Source organism: Bradyrhizobium tunisiense (assembly GCF_042263385.1).
Classification (GTDB): Bacteria; Pseudomonadota; Alphaproteobacteria; order Rhizobiales; family Xanthobacteraceae; genus Bradyrhizobium; species Bradyrhizobium tunisiense.
On sequence record NZ_JBHLEV010000001.1, the window covers coordinates 603,986 to 622,354 of the forward strand.

21 protein-coding genes are annotated in these 18,369 nt (G+C 60.4%); 7 read left to right on the forward strand and 14 right to left on the reverse strand.

Annotated elements, in window-relative coordinates; all coding sequences use genetic code 11:
- Positions 1–198: 198 nt before the first annotated feature.
- Positions 199–378 (reverse strand): hypothetical protein, encoded by a 180-nt coding sequence (locus tag ACFDR6_RS02775; protein ID WP_375857286.1) that lies wholly within the window; start codon positions 376–378, stop codon positions 199–201.
- 108 nt (positions 379–486) lie between these two features.
- Between ACFDR6_RS02775 and ACFDR6_RS02780 the strand changes: the two genes are divergently transcribed.
- The gene (locus tag ACFDR6_RS02780) at positions 487–660 is read left to right on the forward strand and encodes a hypothetical protein (protein ID WP_375857287.1); all 174 of its coding nucleotides are present in this window, start codon (positions 487–489) and stop codon (positions 658–660) included.
- A 30-nt stretch (positions 661–690) separates the two neighbouring features.
- Here the strand turns inward: ACFDR6_RS02780 and ACFDR6_RS02785 are convergent, their stop codons facing one another.
- Positions 691–1,341: a DUF4145 domain-containing protein gene (locus ACFDR6_RS02785; RefSeq protein WP_375857288.1), complete on the reverse strand. Its 651-nt coding sequence runs from the start codon at positions 1,339–1,341 to the stop codon at positions 691–693.
- A gap of 160 nt (positions 1,342–1,501) precedes the next feature.
- A complete protein-coding gene (locus ACFDR6_RS02790; protein WP_375857289.1) occupies positions 1,502–2,089 on the reverse strand; it encodes a transposase in 588 nt (195 codons plus the stop codon).
- 574 nt (positions 2,090–2,663) lie between these two features.
- On the opposite strand from ACFDR6_RS02790, the gene ACFDR6_RS02795 reads away from it, so the two are divergent.
- Positions 2,664–3,221 (forward strand): hypothetical protein, encoded by a 558-nt coding sequence (locus ACFDR6_RS02795; protein ID WP_375857290.1) that lies wholly within the window; start codon positions 2,664–2,666, stop codon positions 3,219–3,221.
- Between the two features lie 52 nt (positions 3,222–3,273).
- Here the strand turns inward: ACFDR6_RS02795 and ACFDR6_RS02800 are convergent, their stop codons facing one another.
- The gene (locus tag ACFDR6_RS02800) at positions 3,274–3,546 is read right to left on the reverse strand and encodes a hypothetical protein (protein WP_375857291.1); all 273 of its coding nucleotides are present in this window, start codon (positions 3,544–3,546) and stop codon (positions 3,274–3,276) included.
- Between the two features lie 152 nt (positions 3,547–3,698).
- Here ACFDR6_RS02800 and ACFDR6_RS02805 point away from each other — a divergent pair, with 152 nt between their 5' ends.
- Positions 3,699–4,100 carry a hypothetical protein gene (locus ACFDR6_RS02805; protein ID WP_375857292.1) on the forward strand — a complete coding sequence of 134 codons (402 nt, stop codon included), beginning with the start codon at positions 3,699–3,701 and terminating at the stop codon, positions 4,098–4,100.
- 18 nt (positions 4,101–4,118) lie between these two features.
- Here ACFDR6_RS02805 and ACFDR6_RS02810 read toward each other — a convergent pair whose 3' ends face one another.
- Positions 4,119–4,388 (reverse strand): hypothetical protein, encoded by a 270-nt coding sequence (locus ACFDR6_RS02810; RefSeq protein ID WP_375857293.1) that lies wholly within the window; start codon positions 4,386–4,388, stop codon positions 4,119–4,121.
- Between the two features lie 57 nt (positions 4,389–4,445).
- Positions 4,446–4,919, reverse strand: coding sequence for a thermonuclease family protein (locus tag ACFDR6_RS02815; protein WP_375857294.1), 474 nt, complete (start codon positions 4,917–4,919; stop codon positions 4,446–4,448).
- A 439-nt stretch (positions 4,920–5,358) separates the two neighbouring features.
- On the opposite strand from ACFDR6_RS02815, the gene ACFDR6_RS02820 reads away from it, so the two are divergent.
- Positions 5,359–7,314, forward strand: coding sequence for a DEAD/DEAH box helicase family protein (locus ACFDR6_RS02820; RefSeq protein ID WP_375857295.1), 1,956 nt, complete (start codon positions 5,359–5,361; stop codon positions 7,312–7,314).
- Positions 7,315–7,531: 217 nt separating this feature from the next.
- On the opposite strand, the gene ACFDR6_RS02825 is transcribed toward ACFDR6_RS02820, so the two are convergent.
- The 8 genes from ACFDR6_RS02825 to ACFDR6_RS02860 form a co-directional block, all read right to left on the reverse strand.
- Complete coding sequence (locus ACFDR6_RS02825; protein WP_375857296.1) at positions 7,532–7,804, reverse strand: hypothetical protein; 273 nt, start codon at positions 7,802–7,804, stop codon at positions 7,532–7,534.
- A gap of 251 nt (positions 7,805–8,055) precedes the next feature.
- Complete coding sequence (locus ACFDR6_RS02830) at positions 8,056–8,499, reverse strand: cupin domain-containing protein (protein WP_375857297.1); 444 nt, start codon at positions 8,497–8,499, stop codon at positions 8,056–8,058.
- Positions 8,500–8,533: 34 nt separating this feature from the next.
- Positions 8,534–10,702, reverse strand: coding sequence for a xanthine dehydrogenase family protein molybdopterin-binding subunit (locus ACFDR6_RS02835; protein WP_375857298.1), 2,169 nt, complete (start codon positions 10,700–10,702; stop codon positions 8,534–8,536).
- A 2-nt stretch (positions 10,703–10,704) separates the two neighbouring features.
- Positions 10,705–11,175 carry a (2Fe-2S)-binding protein gene (locus ACFDR6_RS02840; RefSeq protein WP_375857299.1) on the reverse strand — a complete coding sequence of 157 codons (471 nt, stop codon included), beginning with the start codon at positions 11,173–11,175 and terminating at the stop codon, positions 10,705–10,707.
- 64 nt (positions 11,176–11,239) lie between these two features.
- A complete protein-coding gene (locus ACFDR6_RS02845; RefSeq protein ID WP_375857300.1) occupies positions 11,240–12,088 on the reverse strand; it encodes an enoyl-CoA hydratase/isomerase family protein in 849 nt (282 codons plus the stop codon).
- 26 nt (positions 12,089–12,114) lie between these two features.
- The gene (locus ACFDR6_RS02850) at positions 12,115–13,428 is read right to left on the reverse strand and encodes an epoxide hydrolase family protein (RefSeq protein ID WP_375857301.1); all 1,314 of its coding nucleotides are present in this window, start codon (positions 13,426–13,428) and stop codon (positions 12,115–12,117) included.
- A gap of 239 nt (positions 13,429–13,667) precedes the next feature.
- Positions 13,668–14,357 (reverse strand): VOC family protein, encoded by a 690-nt coding sequence (locus tag ACFDR6_RS02855; RefSeq protein WP_375857302.1) that lies wholly within the window; start codon positions 14,355–14,357, stop codon positions 13,668–13,670.
- A 103-nt stretch (positions 14,358–14,460) separates the two neighbouring features.
- The gene (locus tag ACFDR6_RS02860; RefSeq protein WP_375857303.1) at positions 14,461–15,126 is read right to left on the reverse strand and encodes a sensor histidine kinase; all 666 of its coding nucleotides are present in this window, start codon (positions 15,124–15,126) and stop codon (positions 14,461–14,463) included.
- A gap of 274 nt (positions 15,127–15,400) precedes the next feature.
- Between ACFDR6_RS02860 and ACFDR6_RS02865 the strand changes: the two genes are divergently transcribed.
- The 3 genes from ACFDR6_RS02865 to ACFDR6_RS02875 all read left to right on the forward strand — a co-directional run bounded on the left by ACFDR6_RS02865 (position 15,401) and on the right by ACFDR6_RS02875 (position 18,360).
- Positions 15,401–16,357, forward strand: a complete 957-nt coding sequence (locus ACFDR6_RS02865; RefSeq protein WP_375857304.1) for an alpha/beta fold hydrolase — start codon at positions 15,401–15,403, stop codon at positions 16,355–16,357.
- Positions 16,358–16,410: 53 nt separating this feature from the next.
- The gene (locus ACFDR6_RS02870) at positions 16,411–17,451 is read left to right on the forward strand and encodes an alpha/beta fold hydrolase (protein ID WP_024341662.1); all 1,041 of its coding nucleotides are present in this window, start codon (positions 16,411–16,413) and stop codon (positions 17,449–17,451) included.
- A gap of 186 nt (positions 17,452–17,637) precedes the next feature.
- Positions 17,638–18,360: a hypothetical protein gene (locus tag ACFDR6_RS02875; protein ID WP_375857305.1), complete on the forward strand. Its 723-nt coding sequence runs from the start codon at positions 17,638–17,640 to the stop codon at positions 18,358–18,360.
- The last annotated feature ends 9 nt before the right edge of the window (positions 18,361–18,369 follow it).

Consider the following 18,369-nt stretch of genomic DNA (forward strand, 5'->3'; position numbering starts at 1 on the left):
CTCGCCTTCTCTCGCTGGCGCGGGGCTCAAGGGACGTTAGGGTCCTCCGGCATCGCCCGAATTGGCAAGATGTTTACGGAGATAACTTCAAAATCGGGGCTTAAAGACGCCGTTGTTGTTTGACCAAATCGTCGTGTGAAGAAGCATGGATCCTCCTGATCTGCACAGATGGGCGAAGGGTCCTCCTGCACCAAACAGCTAAGGAATGACATGCAGCCTCAACAGTCGAAACGAGACAGAGACCGGCGCGGCGCGGCTTACCACGAGGCAGGGCACGCTGTTGTTGCGTCCGCGTTGGGGCTCGCCGTCACGCGAATAGAGATAGGCATAGACGGCAAAGATGGAAGCGGCGAAGTGGACGTTCAGGCGGATGCTCATCTGCCCCTCCTAGATCGCCTTGCCCTCTGTGTAGCGGGCTTGGAGGCTCAAGAAGTCTTCAAAGCTCCTACGCACGACCTGTCTGGCTGGGGTGACCACGAGAAGGTGGTGGACCTGCTAGACGACGTGGATGAAGAGGACGGATTGCAGCTTCGGATGGATGCGCACAAGCGGGCTCACGATTTATTGAGTATGCACGAGGCGAAGGTCCATCGAGTGGCTAAAGCGCTCCTGAGCCACACCAAGATTGACGCGGAAGATGCGCAGCGATTGCTCGCTTAGCAGAGGCCGGGCGAAACGATTACATCAATCCTAATTCTTAGCTGCATCCCGTTTTGCAATACCGTTCAGCGCGCCGGTCGGAAGATTGCTAAACATCTCGGCAATCCTTTTCTGAGTGGAGATGCGGCGCTCTACCACAAGGTTTATCAATTGAAGTAGCGCCATCGCCGTAGACGCATCATCCTTCAAATCTAACTCGCCCGGATGGACCGCGTTGTTTCCGACCACACGCACCACGTCCAGCGCCTGCTGTATCTCGACCTCCAAACCCTTCTTCACAAGCGCCCCAATATCATCGTTGATATTCTCACCCTTCTCTCCGAGTGCGATCATCAACTTCTGGATCATGAGCCGGGAGATTGCTGCCGAACCTCTTGGAGACCGCTCGACAACGTCAGCCGCTTCAATAAAGTCGTCTCGCAGATTTGCAGGAATGTCAGGATGCGGCTCAACCTTTACAGAGTGAGCAGGCCACACAATCCGGTCTTTGATCCAGACTGCGAAACCTTCACAGGAATGACAACGGCTCATGAACATATTCATCATGCGCCAAGAAGAATTACTGGCGGACCTCATATCCTCATAGGTGACTTCGTTTTGCTTGAAACGATCGTAAAAAGCTTGCCACCGCGAAATTGCGTCGTCTCCGACCTTCAAGTTGCTTATGAAATCGTCCACCATGCTCCGCTCAACCACTCCGGGCGTCGATTTCCTATCAAAGCTGTCCGGGACAACATGAAACCAGAATTGGTGCGCTAGTGCTCCACAGTGCGGGCATGAGAAGGAGCTTAAACCAAGCGCAGGCATTGTTTCTTTAGCGGCCATTTCAAGTCCTTCGCAATCAATGCTCTAGTATCCAACGTAAGAAGCGCTCTGTGCGCTCTGCATGGGACTTCGTCGCTGGAGGATCGAACTGCAATCCCGAGAGCGCTCCAGCAGCTACAGGCACTCGTGGAGCCTTGTAGGTCCCAGCAGCCTTTTGCCTTTCCCTCCGCACCCAACCGGCCTTCGTATTCCTTGTCTTCGGAAGGAATGGCTCAACGTGAGCTTGGACCGTCTTGCCGAACAGCGGCAACGGGCCTCGATAGTTCTCAACAGCCTCTAAAAGTTTCCGCACCATGTGCCATGCGGTCTTATACGTTACGCCCAATGTCTGCTCGACCTCTCGCACTGTGACTGCCTTGGGCAGCGTGTTGAGCATGTGTGCCGCCTGAAGCCAGGCGCTGAGCGGGAGTTTGGACCCTTCGAGAGGCGTTCCGACCGTGACGGTGAATTGCTTCCTGCATTCGGAGCAGAGGTAGAGACCGGGACGGTGGGACGTGCCCCCTATCTCGGAAACAACATGGCCGGACGCGGAGCAGTGGGGGCATACGGGACCGTCCGGCCACCTGATCCGCTCCAACGCCTCTCTGCAATCTTCAGCCCTCACAAGGCCTCCAGAGTGTTTTGTCTCGTATATACGAACCGAGCCGAAACAGCAACATTACTCCACGATGTCAGCGAGATAGGAATTACAGCGTGTCCCTATACACGGAGAGGCGCGTTTCCGGCCAACGGGTCCTGCACGGCTCGCCAATCCGACGACGCCCGCTCAAATCGGCTTCGGGAAAGCCACGCTAAAGTCTCGACCGTTGTTCGACGATTGCCCAAAGAGAACAGCGGGTTAGGTCGGTAATCTGACGCCTATACACAGGAGCCGTCACCCCATCAACTTCACCGAGCCTCACGATTATTTCGGTGCCTTCTTCCACGCCTGCATGACACCCGCAGAGCTTTCCAAGCTCAACACGGCGCTCCACCAAGGATGGACCGAAGATATACTTGCCGAGTTCGCCAGGTGGCACACCGGCAGGCCCTTCTTCGCCGTCAACAGACGCATGCTAATGGCGGTGATTAACTCGGCTTTGCTGCGCGACCGCTTCGCTAAACAGTTCCTCAAGGAACGCAAACAGCGTCCCATCGCCCTGCATGCCTCCCCTCTCCTACCCTCAACAATCTGAAGAATGACCAACGCACCACGACCCGGAACACGAGAGGCGTTCAAATTCCTCCGCTCTGTTTGCCGCACCTTCCAAGAACGTCTGATGCTTGGGGAGGCCATCCGCCAAGGGTGGACCGCGCCCGGTATCGAAGCCGAAGCCAGACGATACAGCGGCAAGGGCGACCTCAAATTCCGCATCGCCATTCAAGACGCCTCGAAGCGCCGCTACTACAGCCCTGAAGAGCAATCCGCCGATCAGGCACGATGGAAAGAGCCTGAGGACGCACAAGCCGCACGAGCCGCCATAAAGGCCACTCGCACCACAAGGCCCAACGTGCCTCCAGAGTTCGCTGCAATCCGCGCGGCCTGCCGCAACATGTTGGATTGTGACCGGCTATCGGCCGCTTTTGAAGCAGGATGGTCAGCAAGCGACATCAGCTACCTTGCACGCCAGTTCAGCGAAGTAGCTTGTGGCGTGCAGATGAAAGTAACGCCTTCGGCCATCCGCTTTACGTTAGAGACGATCCAAGGGAAGCCGGGAGGGCAGCTCTCGCCCTACCTGCCACGGCGCAAGAATTAACCTGCAATCCGCGTCGGCTGATCGTACACGGCTCTGACACGAGAGAACTGCTTCAACTGAGATAGCCAGCTAATCGGGCCAACCACCAAGCGACCGCTCCCAAAATCCCGGTCGTGATAATCTTCACGATGATCAGTCCAGATAATCCTACACCGGGCTCAAGACCGGCATTCATCCGCTTGCTCATGTACCAGGTAGGGTCTGCAATCGACCTCACGACAGCCAGCAAGCCGCTCGCGATGGCGAAAATGACAATCCAAAAAGCCCAGCTGTACTTGCCGACAAAATAACAAAATGCTGCTATTGCAGCGAGCATGAAATCCATTCGCGCCCCCTTGGCGATCTAAGATCGTATCAAATTCAGGTGGAGCTTCAAGCTTCCCCGACGCCAGCTGCCAGGAGACGATAGCGGACCAGACCAATGGGTGCGGCTTGCACGAGAAGACTGGACTATGATCAAACCAAGCGACAGAAACCATGACACGTTGGGAAGCGCTCGTCAGATACGATGACGAGATCAGAGAAGCGGCATCCAAACTCATGCCTTTGGGAGCTATGTGGGTCGAGAGGCTTGGAGAGGCCTTCTTCGCCCTCAATGAAGATCGCCAGTACCTATCCAACATCGTCGATGGCTTGGTGAGAGAGGCGAAACAGGAAGCCGAAATTGAGTGGCTCGATAACTTTTCCAAAACGAAAGAGGGCGAGACTACCAGTCAGGAGGCGCTCCGTGTGTTACTGGAGGCCAAGGCAGCAGGCTTTCAGATATCGAAGACCGATAGCGGCATCTTTGAGATAGTCAGCAACAGCACTGGCGTTAAGAAATACCTTTGGTCGAACGAAGACATCGTTGGGTTCGGCAAGCTCGTCTCGAAGCGTTAATGCGCCTTTCTTCGTCACCTAATTGCGTGGCAAGCCATAGCGGATAGTGAGAGAAGCAGCATTGCCGCTTGGCGTCTCGAAAACGATTTCCGAGTTACCACGACGCTGCTCGGCGCGCATAACGCTGCAACAGAGGGGCATGCTGTGGTTCTCTCCCGCTTTGGCAGGGTAGCCGCCCAATGTGCGGTGAAGTTCTCCAGCGTTGACCTCGATGTGAGGGCGTCCTTGCCGCGTGGCACGTTCAATCTGCGCACTTAATTCGTGCCGGAAGTCGTCAACAGACAACATCAGCGATATCCTTCTCAAGAAACATCACTTTGGCGGTAAGTCGCGTCGTTTCATAAATCAATGAGCTTTCATCTGCTGCTCTAAGATGCGCTCCCAATTCGGCATGCGAGGGCATTTCGTTGGCGAACAGATATAAGGCACTGCAAGTTCTTCCGCGATCAATGTCGCCCCCACGTTCTTCCCGTCGAGCGACAGAATGGCACACTTGCGCCCATGATTGCAGGTGCCCTTGCTCAGCGCGCTCTTGGAGCACGAACAGGGGACTTCGGCGAGGTCGAGACTGCCCGCGTGGATAAGCTCCCCCAGCCTCTCCTTTGCCAGCAGCGCCACTGCCTTCTCATCTGCTCCGACCTTGCGTCGAGACGTGGCAACCTCTGGAGTATCGTATCCGATCATTCGATACCGCTGACCGTGTGCGTCTATCGTATCGCCGTCCACGACCACTATCTCTGCGGCTGTGATCGGCTCCGCGCGCAGCGGACCGCCACAGAGTGCCAGCATAAGCGCCAGCACGGTCATCAAGGTCTTCATAACCCCCTCGCTTCCATCTGGAGGGCAGGAAACCTCAAGGGGGGCTCGGAGGCAAGCACAACCAAAGACGGTTAGTGATGCGCTGTTCCTGCTGTTGCCTAACTGCGTCACCTTCAAAGGTCCTGAAGGGCACCAAGGATGATGACCATGACCGCCATCAGGAACGGCTCTCAGGATTCCAGCGGGCCTCACTGGTGCGGCCATGGGGCTGGAAGGCGGAGCAGCAGCCTGAAGGCTAAAACGGCTCTATGGAGTCCCTAGAGGCTCCTGAAGCCAAGTCTTCGATGACCAAATAAACACCCCCTCGAAAGCCCCTAAGAAGACTTCTTCCTTCTCTCTTTAGGGGGTTATCCGGGGGTGTTTCTCATGCCGTAGTCGCGCCCAATGGGCGTTCGGACACCCAACACGGCATCTCCAAATCAACATCAAAGGTAAATCAATGCAAACCCCCATAGGTCTGCACGGGCATCGCTATGCGCTCGTGCCACCGCAAGAGTTCACTACTCGAATGAAAGATCACTGGATCAACAAGCACGGCCTGTGTTCCTCAAAGCCCTTAGAGCGGCTGTGGACCATCATGGCTGAGACTTTCAACAGCGCCATTGCTGATGCTGCCAATGGCCTTAGAGCCCCTTGGCGCATCCTCCAACCCCCTACCGGGTCGGGAAAGACCACAGGAGCCCGTCTGTTCGCTGCCATGCAGGCAGAGTGCAACCGGGCCTCTACCGGCGCGCGGGAGCCGGTAGGCATCATCATAGTCACACGCTTAATTGCTGATGCTGACAGCCTTGCCGCCGAAATCAATGAGCATGCTGGCTGCGCGGTTGCGATAGCTCATCATTCAGATGATCCAAAGCGTGAGGATATCCTGTTTGAGCACGACACCATCGTCATCACGCATCAGGCTTACGTCAATGCCTCTGCGGCTCATGGGGACCGTTGGCAGCGCCTGACGGCTTGGAAGGGGGGCAAGCGCCTTCTGACTATTGTAGATGAGGCTCTGGCGAATGTGGTCGAGAGCGCCAAAGTGACCTCCGATGACATAGCTCAGGTTCTTCGATACGTGAGCGCCGACATGGAGAGAGACCACTTAGCCGAGTGTGTTGGCCTGCGGCTGCTGAAGCGGAAGCTGGATGCTCTCGCATCTGCATCAAGGGACGGCGGTGGCTCCGCCAAGGGTCTATGGGCTGAAGCAATTAACGAGGCCGGCCTACCTCCTTTGGTGAACTTCACGGGACTGCGGAAAGCTCTCAAAGGCGTCTCGTTCGATAAGTTGGGCGCAATGATGGAGGACAATGGCACTCGCTTGCGGATCGGCAGGAAGGTGGATGAGACATTGAAGCACGCACAGGCCCTCTATGATCAATGGGCCTACTACGCCAAGACGGGAGATGAGCACGCCATACACTCTTCCGCGTTGGCGGTGCCTTCTGACGCTCCCGGCCCTGTAGTGCTGGACGCTACAGCACGCGCGGACTTCCTTTGGGACCTCTTCGAGGATCGGGCGCTGCGTGTTCCAACGCCAAGCCACGTGCGCGATTACAGCAACGTCACGCTGCATGTTGCTCGTGCCTCAGGTGTCGGCAAGCGGAACATGAGGGAGAACTTCAGCAAGCGCTTCTCTCGATTGATAGCTGACCTCGAAGGCCGCCTACCGTCGGAGCGTTCGGTGTTCTTGTGCCTTCACAAAGTCAACCGCCCCCTTGCCCTCGACTACGCCCCATCATTCGAGCAGTTCTCAATCGGCCACTGGGGCAAGGTGGACGGAAACAACGAGTGGAGGGACCACGACACGGCCGTCATCTTCGGTCTGCCGTACCGGGATCAGGTTTGGTCTAACGATACCTTCTTCGCGCTACAGGGCTTCCAAGAAGATGAATGGTTCAACGACCCGCGGTGGAAGCACCATAGGGACGTTCGCCGTGTGATGAAGCAGAGACAGCTTTCCGTGTCGATCATTCAGGCCATCGGACGCATCCGCCTTCGGCGCGTCGTAGATGAGCGCGGCAATTGCCCACCCGCCGACGTGTTCATTGTGCTGCCTAAGAGCCAAGAGGGCGATGAAGTCCTACAGGATATCCTCGCGGACCTCCCAGGGCTCAAGGTCGCTGATTGGGGCTTCTCCATGGATGGCCCTAAGGTTCGCAAGCTGCGCAAGGGCTCCTCGCACGAGGCGGTTGTAGCCTACATGGATCAGCGTTTGCCGGGGACAGTCTCCATGTCGAAGCTGGCGTCAGACCTGAGCCTCGATGGCAAGAGGGAGAAGGTCCGGGAGCAACTGAGCAAGCCTTCGAGCCCCCTCTCAGCAGCGCTCAGAGCGATTGGCGTCGAGTATCGCGTGGAAGGTAGAGGTCGAGGAGCGAAGAGCTTCCTCGTGAAGCACGAAGCCGCCTAAGCGGTTGGACTAAGACTGGCCGGTGAGGTCCCATGCAGGGCCTCATCGGTCGTTTTTCAGTCAAACAATAACGTCACGATGAAGCGGGGCTCGTGTGACATCAACGCAGGCGCGCGGCAAACCTATAAGGGAATAGAAAAGGCCCCGTGGCGAAACCACGAGGCCCCTGTGTCCTTCGCGACCCTTCGGCGGCGAAGTGATGGACGAATAATGTCGATCAGGGTCGAGATGCGGCCTTACGCGCTCTCTCGGCCGTCGGCTTCTTCGTGCCTGCTCGCTCCTCTACGAAGGTCTGATGGACCTCGCCAAAGGGCACTCCGAACCGCTCCGCAATCTTCTCCAGCGACCCTCCAACTTGGTTCGCGAGCACGTCCAACTCTTGGCTGAGCTTGGAGGCGGACTGCATCAGGCCAAGGAGCGTTGTGAGGTCCGCAAGTTGCTGCGCGCTCCGGGTGTGGTTGGCGGGTGTGGTTTGAGATTTCTTGCTCATCGTGAAGTCCTTGTTTTATAAGGTTTTATAGGACTTCAGGAGGACTGGCGGAGAGAGTGGGACTCTCTTCCCCTTCGGCCAGGTTGCTCGAAAAACCGCGGAAAACAAGGATTCCAGAAAAGTCCCGTCGGATTTTGTGACCACCGCCGTGTACCACTTGTTCGGCCCATCGGGCCCTCGAGCGATTTCGAGACTTTCAAGGACCCGCACGAACCCGGCTCGCTCCGCCCGTCCTCCGGCATTTACGCGCATTAGCCTGACTGCGTGCCGAGGCTCTCTCCCGCACTCAGGCGCGGGTCATCGTGCCTATTGCGATATTCGAGGCCAAGCGGGCCGATCGCGGACACCTGCGTGACGTATTCGCCGGACTTTGCCCAATGGAAATGCCAGGTATCACCGGGCAGCACGAGGACGGTGCCCGGCGGATAGGCCTCCACCTTGCCACCGTCGAAGGTCTCGCCGAGTCCTATGTAGAAGACGCCGGACATCACCGTGTAAATCCGATCCTCCGGATGCTTGTGCGGCATCAACTTCGTGCCGCCGGGCACTTTCACTCGGACGACGTAGGGACCAGATTCAGCCGGATGTCCGACCATGACGGCCAGCCGCGCGCCCAGCGGAAAGGCTGGAAACGGCTTCCACGCGATATCCTCGGGCAGGATGGCTCGGAACCTGTCTTCATCAGGCTGATGCATTTTGGTCTCCTTTGCCGAGATGTGCTTCAGGCACTCACGTCTTGAGTGCGTCGGGGTCGATCGGCATTTTCCGCAATCGCCTGCTGGTGGCAGAAAAAATCGCGTTCGCCACGGCTGGGACGATGCCCGAGGTTCCAGCCTCGCCCATTCCGCCGGGAGGCTCCGCTGACTTTACGAGGTAAACCTCGATGGCCGGCGCCTGGTCGATGCGCAGCATCTGATAGGTATCGAAATTGGCCTGTTCGACGCGACCGCTTTTCAGTGTGATCTCACCGTACAGGGCCGCGGTGACGCCGAACATGACGCCGCTCTGGATCTGCGCCTGCACCGTGTCGGGATTGACCACGATGCCGCAGTCCATGGCGCACACGACGCGGTGCACGCGGACCGATCCGTCCTTGGCAACCTCGACCTCCGCAACCTGCGCGAGGTGGCTTCCGAACACATTTTGCAGGGCGACGCCCCGGCCTCGCCCCTGGGGCAATGGCGTGCCCCATCCCGCCTTTTCCGCCGCAAGCTCGAGTACAGCCTTCGCACGCGGGTTGTGGTCCAGCAGCGCACGGCGATAGGCGACCGGATCCTGCTTGGCCGCCGCCGCCAATTCATCGATGAAGCTTTCGGTGACGAATACGTTGTGCGAGGGACCGACGCTGCGCCAGAAGGCCGTCGGAATGCCCGGCGGTTCGACGCGAACATATTCGACATGGAAGTTCGGAAGCGAATAGACGAGGTCGATCGCGCCTTCCGTCGTGTCTGGATCTAGCCCGTTCCTGAATGCGGGCGGAAGCCACCGCGCGATCACGGAGGAGCCGGCGAAGCGGTTGGTCCATGCCACGGGTCTACCGCTCTTGTCGAGACCGGCCTCGATGCGGTCAACCCAATAGGGACGGTACATGTCGTGTTGGATGTCCTCCTCCCGCGTCCACACGACCTTCACGGGACCATCGACTTGCCTGGCGATCTCGACGGCGCGTACCGCGCCATCGGCCTCGAGGCGGCGTCCAAAGCCTCCGCCGATCAGATGATTGTGTACGGTGACCTTGTCGGGCGGCAGGCCAGCTGCCTTCGCTGCCATCGCCTGGACTCTTGCGATCGCCTGCGTGCCTAGCCAGATCTCGCATTCATTGCCGCGGAAGTGGACTGTGCAGTTCATCGGCTCCATCGTGGCATGCGCCAAAAATGGCAGGTGATAGCTTGCCTGGACCCGGGTCGCGGCGCCGGCCAACGCCTTCGCGGCGTCGCCGATGTCTTGCGCAACCGGACCGGCCTTCAGAGTGGCGTCCTCGAGCTCGCGGGCGATGTCCTGCGTGCCGAGACCAGCATTGCGCCCGTCCTCCCACTCGATCTTGAGCGCCGCCAGACCCTTCTTGGCCGCGCCCATGTGATCCGCGACGACGGCAATGGCATCGTCGAGCCGGACGATCTGGCGCACGCCTTTGATGGCCATCGCCGCGCCGTCATCCACCTTCTTCAGTCGACCGCCGAACACCGGCGATTGAGCCAATGTCGCGATCTTCAGCCCGGGTGCCCGCGCGTCAATTCCATAGAGGGCGGAACCGTTCACCTTGCCCGACATGTCGAGCCGCCGCACCGGCGTGCCGATCAGCTTGAACTGATCCGCATTCTTCAGAACCACGCTGGCAGGCGGAGGGATCATCGCAGCCTCGGCGGCGAGCTCACCGTACTTGAGGCGACGCCCGCTCGGCGCATGGATGACCTCGCCCGCCTCGGCCCGGCAGTGGCTTGCATCGACGCCCCAGCGCCGCGCGGCCGCTTCGATCAGCATGATCCGCGCGGTTGCACCGGCTTCTCGCAACGGCTTCCAGGCACCGCGAATCGCGTCCGAATTGCCGGTGGCCTGCACACCCAGCAGCGGGTTGGCATAGAGCTTTTCGTTGGGCGGCGCATGTTCGAGCCGCACCTGCCCGAGGCCGACTTCCAGCTCTTCAGCGATCAGCATCGGAATGGAGGTGTAGGTGCCTTGCCCCATTTCGACATACGGCATGGTCAGGACCACCTGACCGTCACGGCCGATCCGGATAAAGGCGTTCGGTTCGAACGTCCCGGCGGAGGAGCTTCTGCTCTCGCGGAGCGGCAAGCTCAGGCTCAGCACCAGTCCGCCGCCGGCCAGGGCCGTCTTCACCAGAAAGTTGCGACGGGAGAGCGCGACAGTGGCGTGAGAAGCCGTGCGATCCGATGTCATGATCAACGCTCCTTCACCTGCGGTCCGGCGGCAAGCTTGATCGCCTCCCGAATGCGGACATACGTCCCACAGCGGCAGATGTTGCCGCTCATGGCATCATCGATATCCGCGTCGGTCGGATGAGGCTTGTCGGCGAGCAGCGCCGAGGCCGACATGATCTGGCCGGACTGGCAATAGCCACATTGCGGCACTTCGTGCTCGAGCCAGGCTCTCTGAATCTTCGCGCCTGCCGGCGTCCCGCCGATCGCTTCAATCGTGGTGACCTTGCCCTCGCCGATGCTGTCGACAGTGGTGATGCAGGAGCGGACCGCCGCGCCGTCGAGATGGACGGTGCACGCTCCGCACAATGCCATGCCGCAGCCGAATTTGGTGCCGGTCATGCCGAGCACGTCGCGCAACACCCAGAGCAGCGGGGTGTCGCCATCGACGTCGACGCTGTGCGGGATTCCGTTTACATCGATCGTAAAGCTCATATGATCCTCCTTGTATTGCGACAGAAAGGGCACGACTTGCGGTCTCGCGCGCCGGACCGTCGATTCATCCGCCCAGCTGGCCGACGTGGAAACCGAGTCGATTCTCGACGTCGCCGGGGCGGTGAAAGCCGCGGGCCATGAGCGCCTTGATGCGGCTCTGAGCTGCGGGGCGTGCGAGAGCGGCCAGGAACGCGTCCCACTCGGGCTTGATCTCGACATCGGGCGGCAGGCTGGCGATATCGACGAGGCGCTTGGTCTCGGCGATGGCGTCCTTGTCGAACGTGGCGATACGCATCGCGAGCGCCTCGACGAAGCCGTCGAGCTCGGCATCCGGCAAGGATCGGTTCACATAGCCATATCGTTCGGCCAGATCACCATGGACGTCGTCGGCGCTCAGTAGAACCTCGAGCGCGCGACCACGGCCCATCAGGCGTGGCAATCGCGCCATCGGTCCTCCGCCCGGCACGAGGCCCGCGCCGACCTCCCATTGCGACAGGATCGCCTTCTCGCGGCTGGCAAAACGCATGTCGCTGGCGAGCGCGAGCTCGCTGCCGACACCAGTCGCGCGGCCCCGGATCGAAGCAATGGAGACAACAGGCGCGCGGCTGAGGCGCACCAGGGTGTCGGGCAGCGATGGCAGGCCCGTCGGTCCGGGCGGCACGGCAAGCGACTCCTCCAGCGGCGCGAGGAAATTGTAATGCGTGATGAAGAAGCCTTCGACGGCGCTGTCGAACACCACCACCTTCACTTGCGGATCGGTCTCGATCGCGGTCACAATGTCGCTGAGCAGCGGAAGGTGCTTCGGTCCGAAGATATTGACCGGCGGCATGTCGAAGGTGACGCGCCAGTAGGTCGGCAGCCGGCGTTCAAGGCGGATCTCGTCGGTCGCGAAGCTACGTTCGGGACGGTTCATGGTCTCACTCCTGATCTATGCCGATTTCAGATTGACTGGCGCAGCGGGCGGAATGCGGTGCGCATCTCCGCGGTGAACAATGCGGGCTGCTCCCAGGCTGCGAAGTGACCGCCCTTGTCGAGACGGTTGTAATGCATCAGCCTCGGATAGGCCTTCTCGGCCCAGCTGCGCGGCGCGGCATAGATCTCGTCGGGAAAGACGCTGACGGCGACGGGAATCTGCACGTGCTTGGGCGCGAAGAACACCAGCTTGTTCTCCCAATAGAGCCGCGCCGACGAGACCGCGGTGTTGGTGAGCCAGTAGAGCGTGATGTTGTCGATCACATCGTCCCGCGACAGGCCCTCCGTCTTGCCGTCGAAGACACGCGCGATCATCGCGGCGCTGCGCGCATCATGGTCGAGCATCCAGGACGCGAGGCCCGCGGGGGAGTCGACCAGGCCGTAAAGCGTCTGCGGCCGGTTGGACATCTCGATCGCATAGCCGAGGCCGTGCTTGTAGAAATCGTCGAGCTGGTCGTAGGCGATGCGTTCCTCAGCCGAGAGGTTCGCCGGTCGCGTTCCGCCCGGCTGAAGTGCCTTGGCGATATCATCGGGGATGGTGGCGGGCATGTTGGTGTGGATGCCGAGCAGCTCCGGCGGCGCGATCAGCGCCATCTGTTCGGTGACCGCATTGCCCCAATCACCGCCTTGCGCCACGTAGCGAGTGTAGCCGAGACGCTTCATCAGCACGATCCAGGCGCGGGCGATGCGCTGCGGATCCCAGCCGAGCGTGGTCGGCTTGCCGGAGAAGCCGTGACCGGGCAGCGAGGGAATGACCAGATCGAACGCGTCCCTGGCGTGCCCGCCGTGCGCGGTCGGATCGGTGAGCGGCGCGATGATCTTGATCTGCTCGATGATCGAGCCCGGCCAGCCATGCGTGACGATCATCGGCAGCGCGTTTTCGTGCCTGGAGCGGACGTGAATGAAATGGATGTCGACACCGTCGATCTCGGTGACGAATTGCGGCAGGGCATTCAACCGCGCCTCCATCCTGCGCCAGTCGTAATCGCTCTGCCAATAGCGCACGAGCTCCTGCACGGTCCTCAGCTGCACTCCTTGTGACTGGTCGGTGACGATCTCCCGATCCGGCCAGCGCGTTGCCGCCAGGCGACGGCGCAGATCGAGTAGATCCGCCTCGGGCACGTTGACGCGGAACGGGCGGATCGCGTCGCTCGTGGCCGCCTTCGCCGGATGCAGCGGCAGCAGGCTCGATACACTGGCGGCGACGGCTCCCATCGCGGCTTTGCTCAGCAGTTGACGACGGTCGGGGTTGAGGATGTCGGCGCGTGCCTGCGTGGTCATTGCGAATCTCCCTTGCTATGATCGGTGTCGATGGCCGATCTCGAGATCGGTCCGTCGTTTCGTCGTGCATGGAGATTGACGCAGCCCCCTCTGCTTGGCGAGTTATCGGTTGTTAGGCCTCGTTAGCCCTTGCGAGTCTGCACGATCCCGACGAGTGGCGATGTTGCTTCGGGCGATGCAACGCGAAACGGCGCACGACAGCGAACCGCCGTGCGCCGTGGACATAAAATGCTCTCGCCTTAGGATGGCAGTGACTGACCGGCCTGCTCGCGGGCGAGATACTCGGCGTACCAGTCGGGCCAGTTTTCGTCGTGCAAGCCAGTGCGCTTCTCGTGCTCGCCATGCGCTACCGCCGCACGACGCAGCGCGGCAGCCAGATCCGCCGTGGAGGAAAATGTCGCGCCGTCGCGCTCGATGCGTCCGGGCAGTCGCGTGGTCACCTCCTGCAGGAACCAGCCATTGCCGTCAGGATCGCTGAAGGAGACGAACGAGCTGTAGCTGCCGCGCTGCGGATCGACGCCGCCGCTCCGGACGCTGCCGAACAGGTAGGGGTCATCGGCGCCAATATGGACATCGCCGCCGCCATGAAACGCCTCGCTGACAGCAATTCCGCGCTCGATCAGCTCATTCCTTGCGGCAATGAGATCCGATACGATCAGATACAGACCGCGTGCCGAGCCCGGCGATGCTGACGTGACATTGCGGCCGAAGATCACCGAGCAGGCAGAGCCCGGCGGTGTGAGCTGGACCACCCGCCATCCATCGCCGGAGGCGAAATCGGCGTCCAGTCGCCAGCCGAGACGCTCGTAGAACGCCTTGGAGCGGTCGACGTCGGACACCGGAATTACGACGACTTCGAGCTTTAGATCAGCGCTATGCGGGGCCGGGGTCCCTTTCTCTGCGTCGCGATCGATTTCACATTTTGCCATATCGAACTCCCGATGTGAGGGGCGGGTGCAAAGCTGAACCCGCTGTTGCATTACCAGTTTGCTCTTAGTGTTGTGGCGCAGCGTTCGTGAGAGCCGTCCATCTTCAGGCGGTCGTCGGCATCTCAATTGAGATGCGAGTGCCGCCGTGTCCCGCCTCGCCATTCAGGCGGGCGTAAATGCTGCGCGCAAGCCCTTCCAGGATACGGCTGCCAGTGCCCCGGAGCTGATCCGTCACACCGACGCCGTTGTCTGCCACCGTGCAGATCCATGTGCCATCTCGGCAGACGACCTCGATCCGGATCAATCCTCCAGTCTTGCTCGGGAAGGCGTGTTTCGCCGCATTCGTGACCAGCTCGGTGATCATCAGCGCAAGCCGATGACATTGTGATGCGGGCAGAACGCCGCCTTCGATCAAAGCTTCGCAGCGGACGCCGGCGGGCTCCAGGACCGCTGCCGAAAGTGCTTCGCAGAGGTTCTCAAAGAAGGTTGCGACGGACACGGACGGCTCATCGCTGCTCGAAAGCAGTTGGTAGAGCCTGCCGAAGGCACAGATTCGCCGTTCGAACCGGTCCACCGCCCCGGAGACGTCCCGGCTGCCGGCTCGGGTGAAGTCGCGGCGGACCGAAGCGCCCAGCAGTGTCAGCGTGTTCTTCATGCGGTGATGGGATTCCTGCAGCACGCGCTCCCAATCCCGCGATTGATCCTCAAGGCCAGAGACGAACTGAGATCGAACGGTACTGCCGTTCGAAATGGAGCCGATGGCGGACATGATAGCCTCCCCGTTGGTTGAAACCGGCGCGAGCCTCATACTGGCTGCGCAGAGCGGGTTTGGCTCGTTAGACGTTGCGAGATTTTGTTATGATCGGCGCGGTCGCAATCCAAAGCGGACCCTCTTGCCTCGAACTGTCGCGGCGCCGCGATAAGCTGCTCACGTTAAAGCAGAAAGGCTGGGGTCCGCGTCTCGCTCTCAACTCATAACAATACTTAACGAGCTAACAGACGGTTTCGGGTGCAGATTGCACCCGCGACATCGGAGCGATGACATGAGCATTCCAGCCACCCTCGCCCTCTCAGCGGCCCTGGCTTGCGCGACCGTGCAGGCTTCGGCCCACGATCTGCGGTCGAGCCGCCGCTCGATCAGCTATCACACAGTCGATATCCGAGGCCTCAAGGTCTTCTATCGCGAAGCCGGGCCGCCGGACGCGCCGACCGTGCTTCTGCTGCACGGCTTCCCTTCCTCCTCGCGGATGTGGGAACCGTTGTTGCCGCTGCTTGCGGACCGGTATCATCTGATCGCGCCCGACTATCCTGGCTTCGGCAACAGCAGCGCGCCGCCGCCCTCCGACTTCACCTACACCTTCGACAACATCGCCGACGTGATCGGCGAGCTTGCGAACCGGCTCGGCCTCACCAGCTACGTTCTCCTGATGCAGGACTATGGTGGCCCGGTAGGCTTCCGCATGGCGCTGGACCACCCGGAACGTGTTCGCGCCATGATTATCCAGAACGCTGTTGCACACGAGCAGGGTTTGAGCCTGCTCTGGGAAGCGCGTCGCAAATACTGGGCCGACCCCGCGCATGAACTCGAGGCGCTCAAGGTGAACTTCACGTCTCTCGAGGCGACGCGTCAGCGTCACCTCGGCTCAAGCCCACATCCCGAGCGCTACGACCCCGACGCCTGGCGGGATGAATATGCCTTCCTCACGCGTTCCGGCCAGCCCGAGATCCAGACTGCGTTGTTCCTGGACTACCGGACCAATGTCGCTGCCTATCCGAAATGGCAGGATTGGCTGCGCAAGAGGCAACCTCCGATCTTGGTGATGTGGGGCAAGTACGATCCCTCCTTCACCGTCGCCGGCGCAAGCGCCTATCGCGACGATGTCCCGACTGCGGAAGTCCACATCCTGGAAGCCGGCCACTTCGCACTGGATGAGGCGACCGACGAAATTGCCGCCTTGGTCCGCGACTTTCTTGCGCGGCTCGAGGGGCAAAGGGGCTGAACACCACAATCCAGGCCGCGCTGAAAACAACGGAACCACGATAGGAGCCTTTCATGTCAGATGATGTTGATCACGAACGCCGCCGCTTCTTCGCAGGCGCCGCGACGATGCTCGCTGCAGCCCAGCTTGCGCCAAGCACAGCCGTGGCCAAGCCTGCGAGGCCTGCTACCGCCGCCAAAACAGGAGGCAACACGTCATTTCCGTCGTTCAAGCAGGTCGATGCCGGCCTGCTCAACGTCGGCTATGCCGAAGCAGGACCGGTCGACGGTCCAGCCGTGATCCTGTTGCACGGATGGCCGTACGACATCTACAGCTTCGTCGATGTCGCGCCAATTCTCGCTGCCGCGGGCTACCGCGTGATCATGCCCTATTTACGTGGCTACGGCACCACGCGGTTCCTTTCCGACGGGACGATGCGTAATGGGCAGCCATCGGCGATTGCTGTGGACATCATCGCTGTGATGGATGCGCTCAAAATCGACAAAGCCACGATCGCCGGCTTCGACTGGGGTGCGCGGACTGCCAACATCATCGCGGCGCTGTGGCCGGAGCGCTGCAAGGCGATGGTCTCGGTGAGCGGCTATCTCATCGGCAGCCAGCAGGCCGGCAAGATGCCCCTGCCGCCAAAGGCAGAGCTTCAATGGTGGTATCAGTTCTACTTCGCGACCGAGCGTGGTCGCGAAGGCTACGAGAAGTATCGTCGGGAGTTTTCGAAATTGATCTGGCAGCTCGCGTCCCCGCAATGGCACTTCGATGATGCCACTTTCGAGCGCAGTGCCGCAGCATTCGATAATCCGGACCACGTCGCGATCGTGATCCACAACTACCGTTGGCGCCTCGGCCTTGCCGAAGGCGAAGCAAGGTATGATGACTATGAGGCGCTGCTTTCACGGGCTCCTGTCATTGGTGTCCCGACCATTACCATGGAGGCCGACGCCAATGGGGCTCCGCATCCCGATCCGTCGGCCTATGCCAAGATGTTCTCCGGCAAATATTCGCACCGCACGATCAAGGGAGGCGTGGGCCATAACCTCCCGCAAGAGGCGCCCAAGGCATTTGCCGCTGCCATCATGGACGTTACCGCCGACGTCTGATCGAAGCGCGGCCGTCTAGCCGGCCCCGAGGTTCGGCTGGACGGCACCTCTGCTGTTTGGATGAGAGATCCGGGTTTCTACGGCGTTTCTTCGGTTATGCAGCGCCACTTAACAACGCTTAACGAGCGATCATCCGTATTTGGGCATACCTGTCGGGGTAGTTCTCACGCGAAGGAAAGTCGACGGATGATTGTGCTGCTGGCGAATGCGATTGAGGCTCATGGCGGCCTGAACCGATGGAATGCCCGCAAGCGCCTCACCGCCACTATCGCGACGGGCGGCGACGTTTCGGCCCTGAAAGGCGTCGAACAGGATCATCTGCAGCGAACCGTGCGGATTGACCTTCACCGGGAGCAGGCTCTCATTGAGCCGTTTGGAAAGAACGGCCAGCACAGCGAGTTCAGCCCCGAGCGGGTCGCCATTGTTGCCGCCGACGAACGTGTCGTTGCGGAACGAAAGGACCCGCGCACCTCATTCGCGCGGCACGATATGCGGACGCATTGGGATCCGCTGCACCGCATCTACTTCGAAAGCTGCGCCCTCTGGACCTGCCTCACCACGCCGTTCCTGCTTTCCGAGAAGGCTTCGGAAGTGCACGAGATCGAGCCATGCCATGAGGGAGGTGAGGTGTGGCGGGGGCTGCGGGCGACCTTCTCGCCGGCGATCGCAAGCCACAGCATCGAGCAGGACTTCTACTTCGGTCCCGACCTGCTCATCCGCCGCCATGACTATCGAGTCGAAATAGCAGGGAATTTTCCCGTCGCCGAGTACGCGTCCAACCCCGTCAACGTCGATGACATCAAGATCCCGACGAGACGGCGCACCTATCTACGTGACGAGACGACCCTGACCCCGATGCTCGATACGCTGATGATATCCATCGATCTCTGGGATTTGCGGTTCGACTGACGCTCAACC

Bases quoted from the DNA above. Each gene is read 5' to 3' on its own strand.
- ACFDR6_RS02775 (WP_375857286.1), bottom strand. From the start codon at position 378: ATGAGCATCCGCCTGAACGTCCACTTCGCCGCTTCCATCTTTGCCGTC.
- ACFDR6_RS02785 (WP_375857288.1), bottom strand. From the start codon at position 1,341: ATGGTGGACGATTTCATAAGCAACTTGAAGGTCGGAGACGACGCAATT.
- ACFDR6_RS02795 (WP_375857290.1), top strand. From the start codon at position 2,664: ATGACCAACGCACCACGACCCGGAACACGAGAGGCGTTCAAATTCCTC.
- ACFDR6_RS02800 (WP_375857291.1), bottom strand. From the start codon at position 3,546: ATGGATTTCATGCTCGCTGCAATAGCAGCATTTTGTTATTTTGTCGGC.
- ACFDR6_RS02805 (WP_375857292.1), top strand. From the start codon at position 3,699: ATGACACGTTGGGAAGCGCTCGTCAGATACGATGACGAGATCAGAGAA.
- ACFDR6_RS02810 (WP_375857293.1), bottom strand. From the start codon at position 4,388: ATGTTGTCTGTTGACGACTTCCGGCACGAATTAAGTGCGCAGATTGAA.
- ACFDR6_RS02815 (WP_375857294.1), bottom strand. From the start codon at position 4,919: ATGAAGACCTTGATGACCGTGCTGGCGCTTATGCTGGCACTCTGTGGC.
- ACFDR6_RS02820 (WP_375857295.1), top strand. From the start codon at position 5,359: ATGCAAACCCCCATAGGTCTGCACGGGCATCGCTATGCGCTCGTGCCA.
- ACFDR6_RS02825 (WP_375857296.1), bottom strand. From the start codon at position 7,804: ATGAGCAAGAAATCTCAAACCACACCCGCCAACCACACCCGGAGCGCG.
- ACFDR6_RS02830 (WP_375857297.1), bottom strand. From the start codon at position 8,499: ATGCATCAGCCTGATGAAGACAGGTTCCGAGCCATCCTGCCCGAGGAT.
- ACFDR6_RS02835 (WP_375857298.1), bottom strand. From the start codon at position 10,702: ATGACATCGGATCGCACGGCTTCTCACGCCACTGTCGCGCTCTCCCGT.
- ACFDR6_RS02840 (WP_375857299.1), bottom strand. From the start codon at position 11,175: ATGAGCTTTACGATCGATGTAAACGGAATCCCGCACAGCGTCGACGTC.
- ACFDR6_RS02845 (WP_375857300.1), bottom strand. From the start codon at position 12,088: ATGAACCGTCCCGAACGTAGCTTCGCGACCGACGAGATCCGCCTTGAA.
- ACFDR6_RS02850 (WP_375857301.1), bottom strand. From the start codon at position 13,428: ATGACCACGCAGGCACGCGCCGACATCCTCAACCCCGACCGTCGTCAA.
- ACFDR6_RS02855 (WP_375857302.1), bottom strand. From the start codon at position 14,357: ATGGCAAAATGTGAAATCGATCGCGACGCAGAGAAAGGGACCCCGGCC.
- ACFDR6_RS02860 (WP_375857303.1), bottom strand. From the start codon at position 15,126: ATGTCCGCCATCGGCTCCATTTCGAACGGCAGTACCGTTCGATCTCAG.
- ACFDR6_RS02865 (WP_375857304.1), top strand. From the start codon at position 15,401: ATGAGCATTCCAGCCACCCTCGCCCTCTCAGCGGCCCTGGCTTGCGCG.
- ACFDR6_RS02870 (WP_024341662.1), top strand. From the start codon at position 16,411: ATGTCAGATGATGTTGATCACGAACGCCGCCGCTTCTTCGCAGGCGCC.
- ACFDR6_RS02875 (WP_375857305.1), top strand. From the start codon at position 17,638: ATGATTGTGCTGCTGGCGAATGCGATTGAGGCTCATGGCGGCCTGAAC.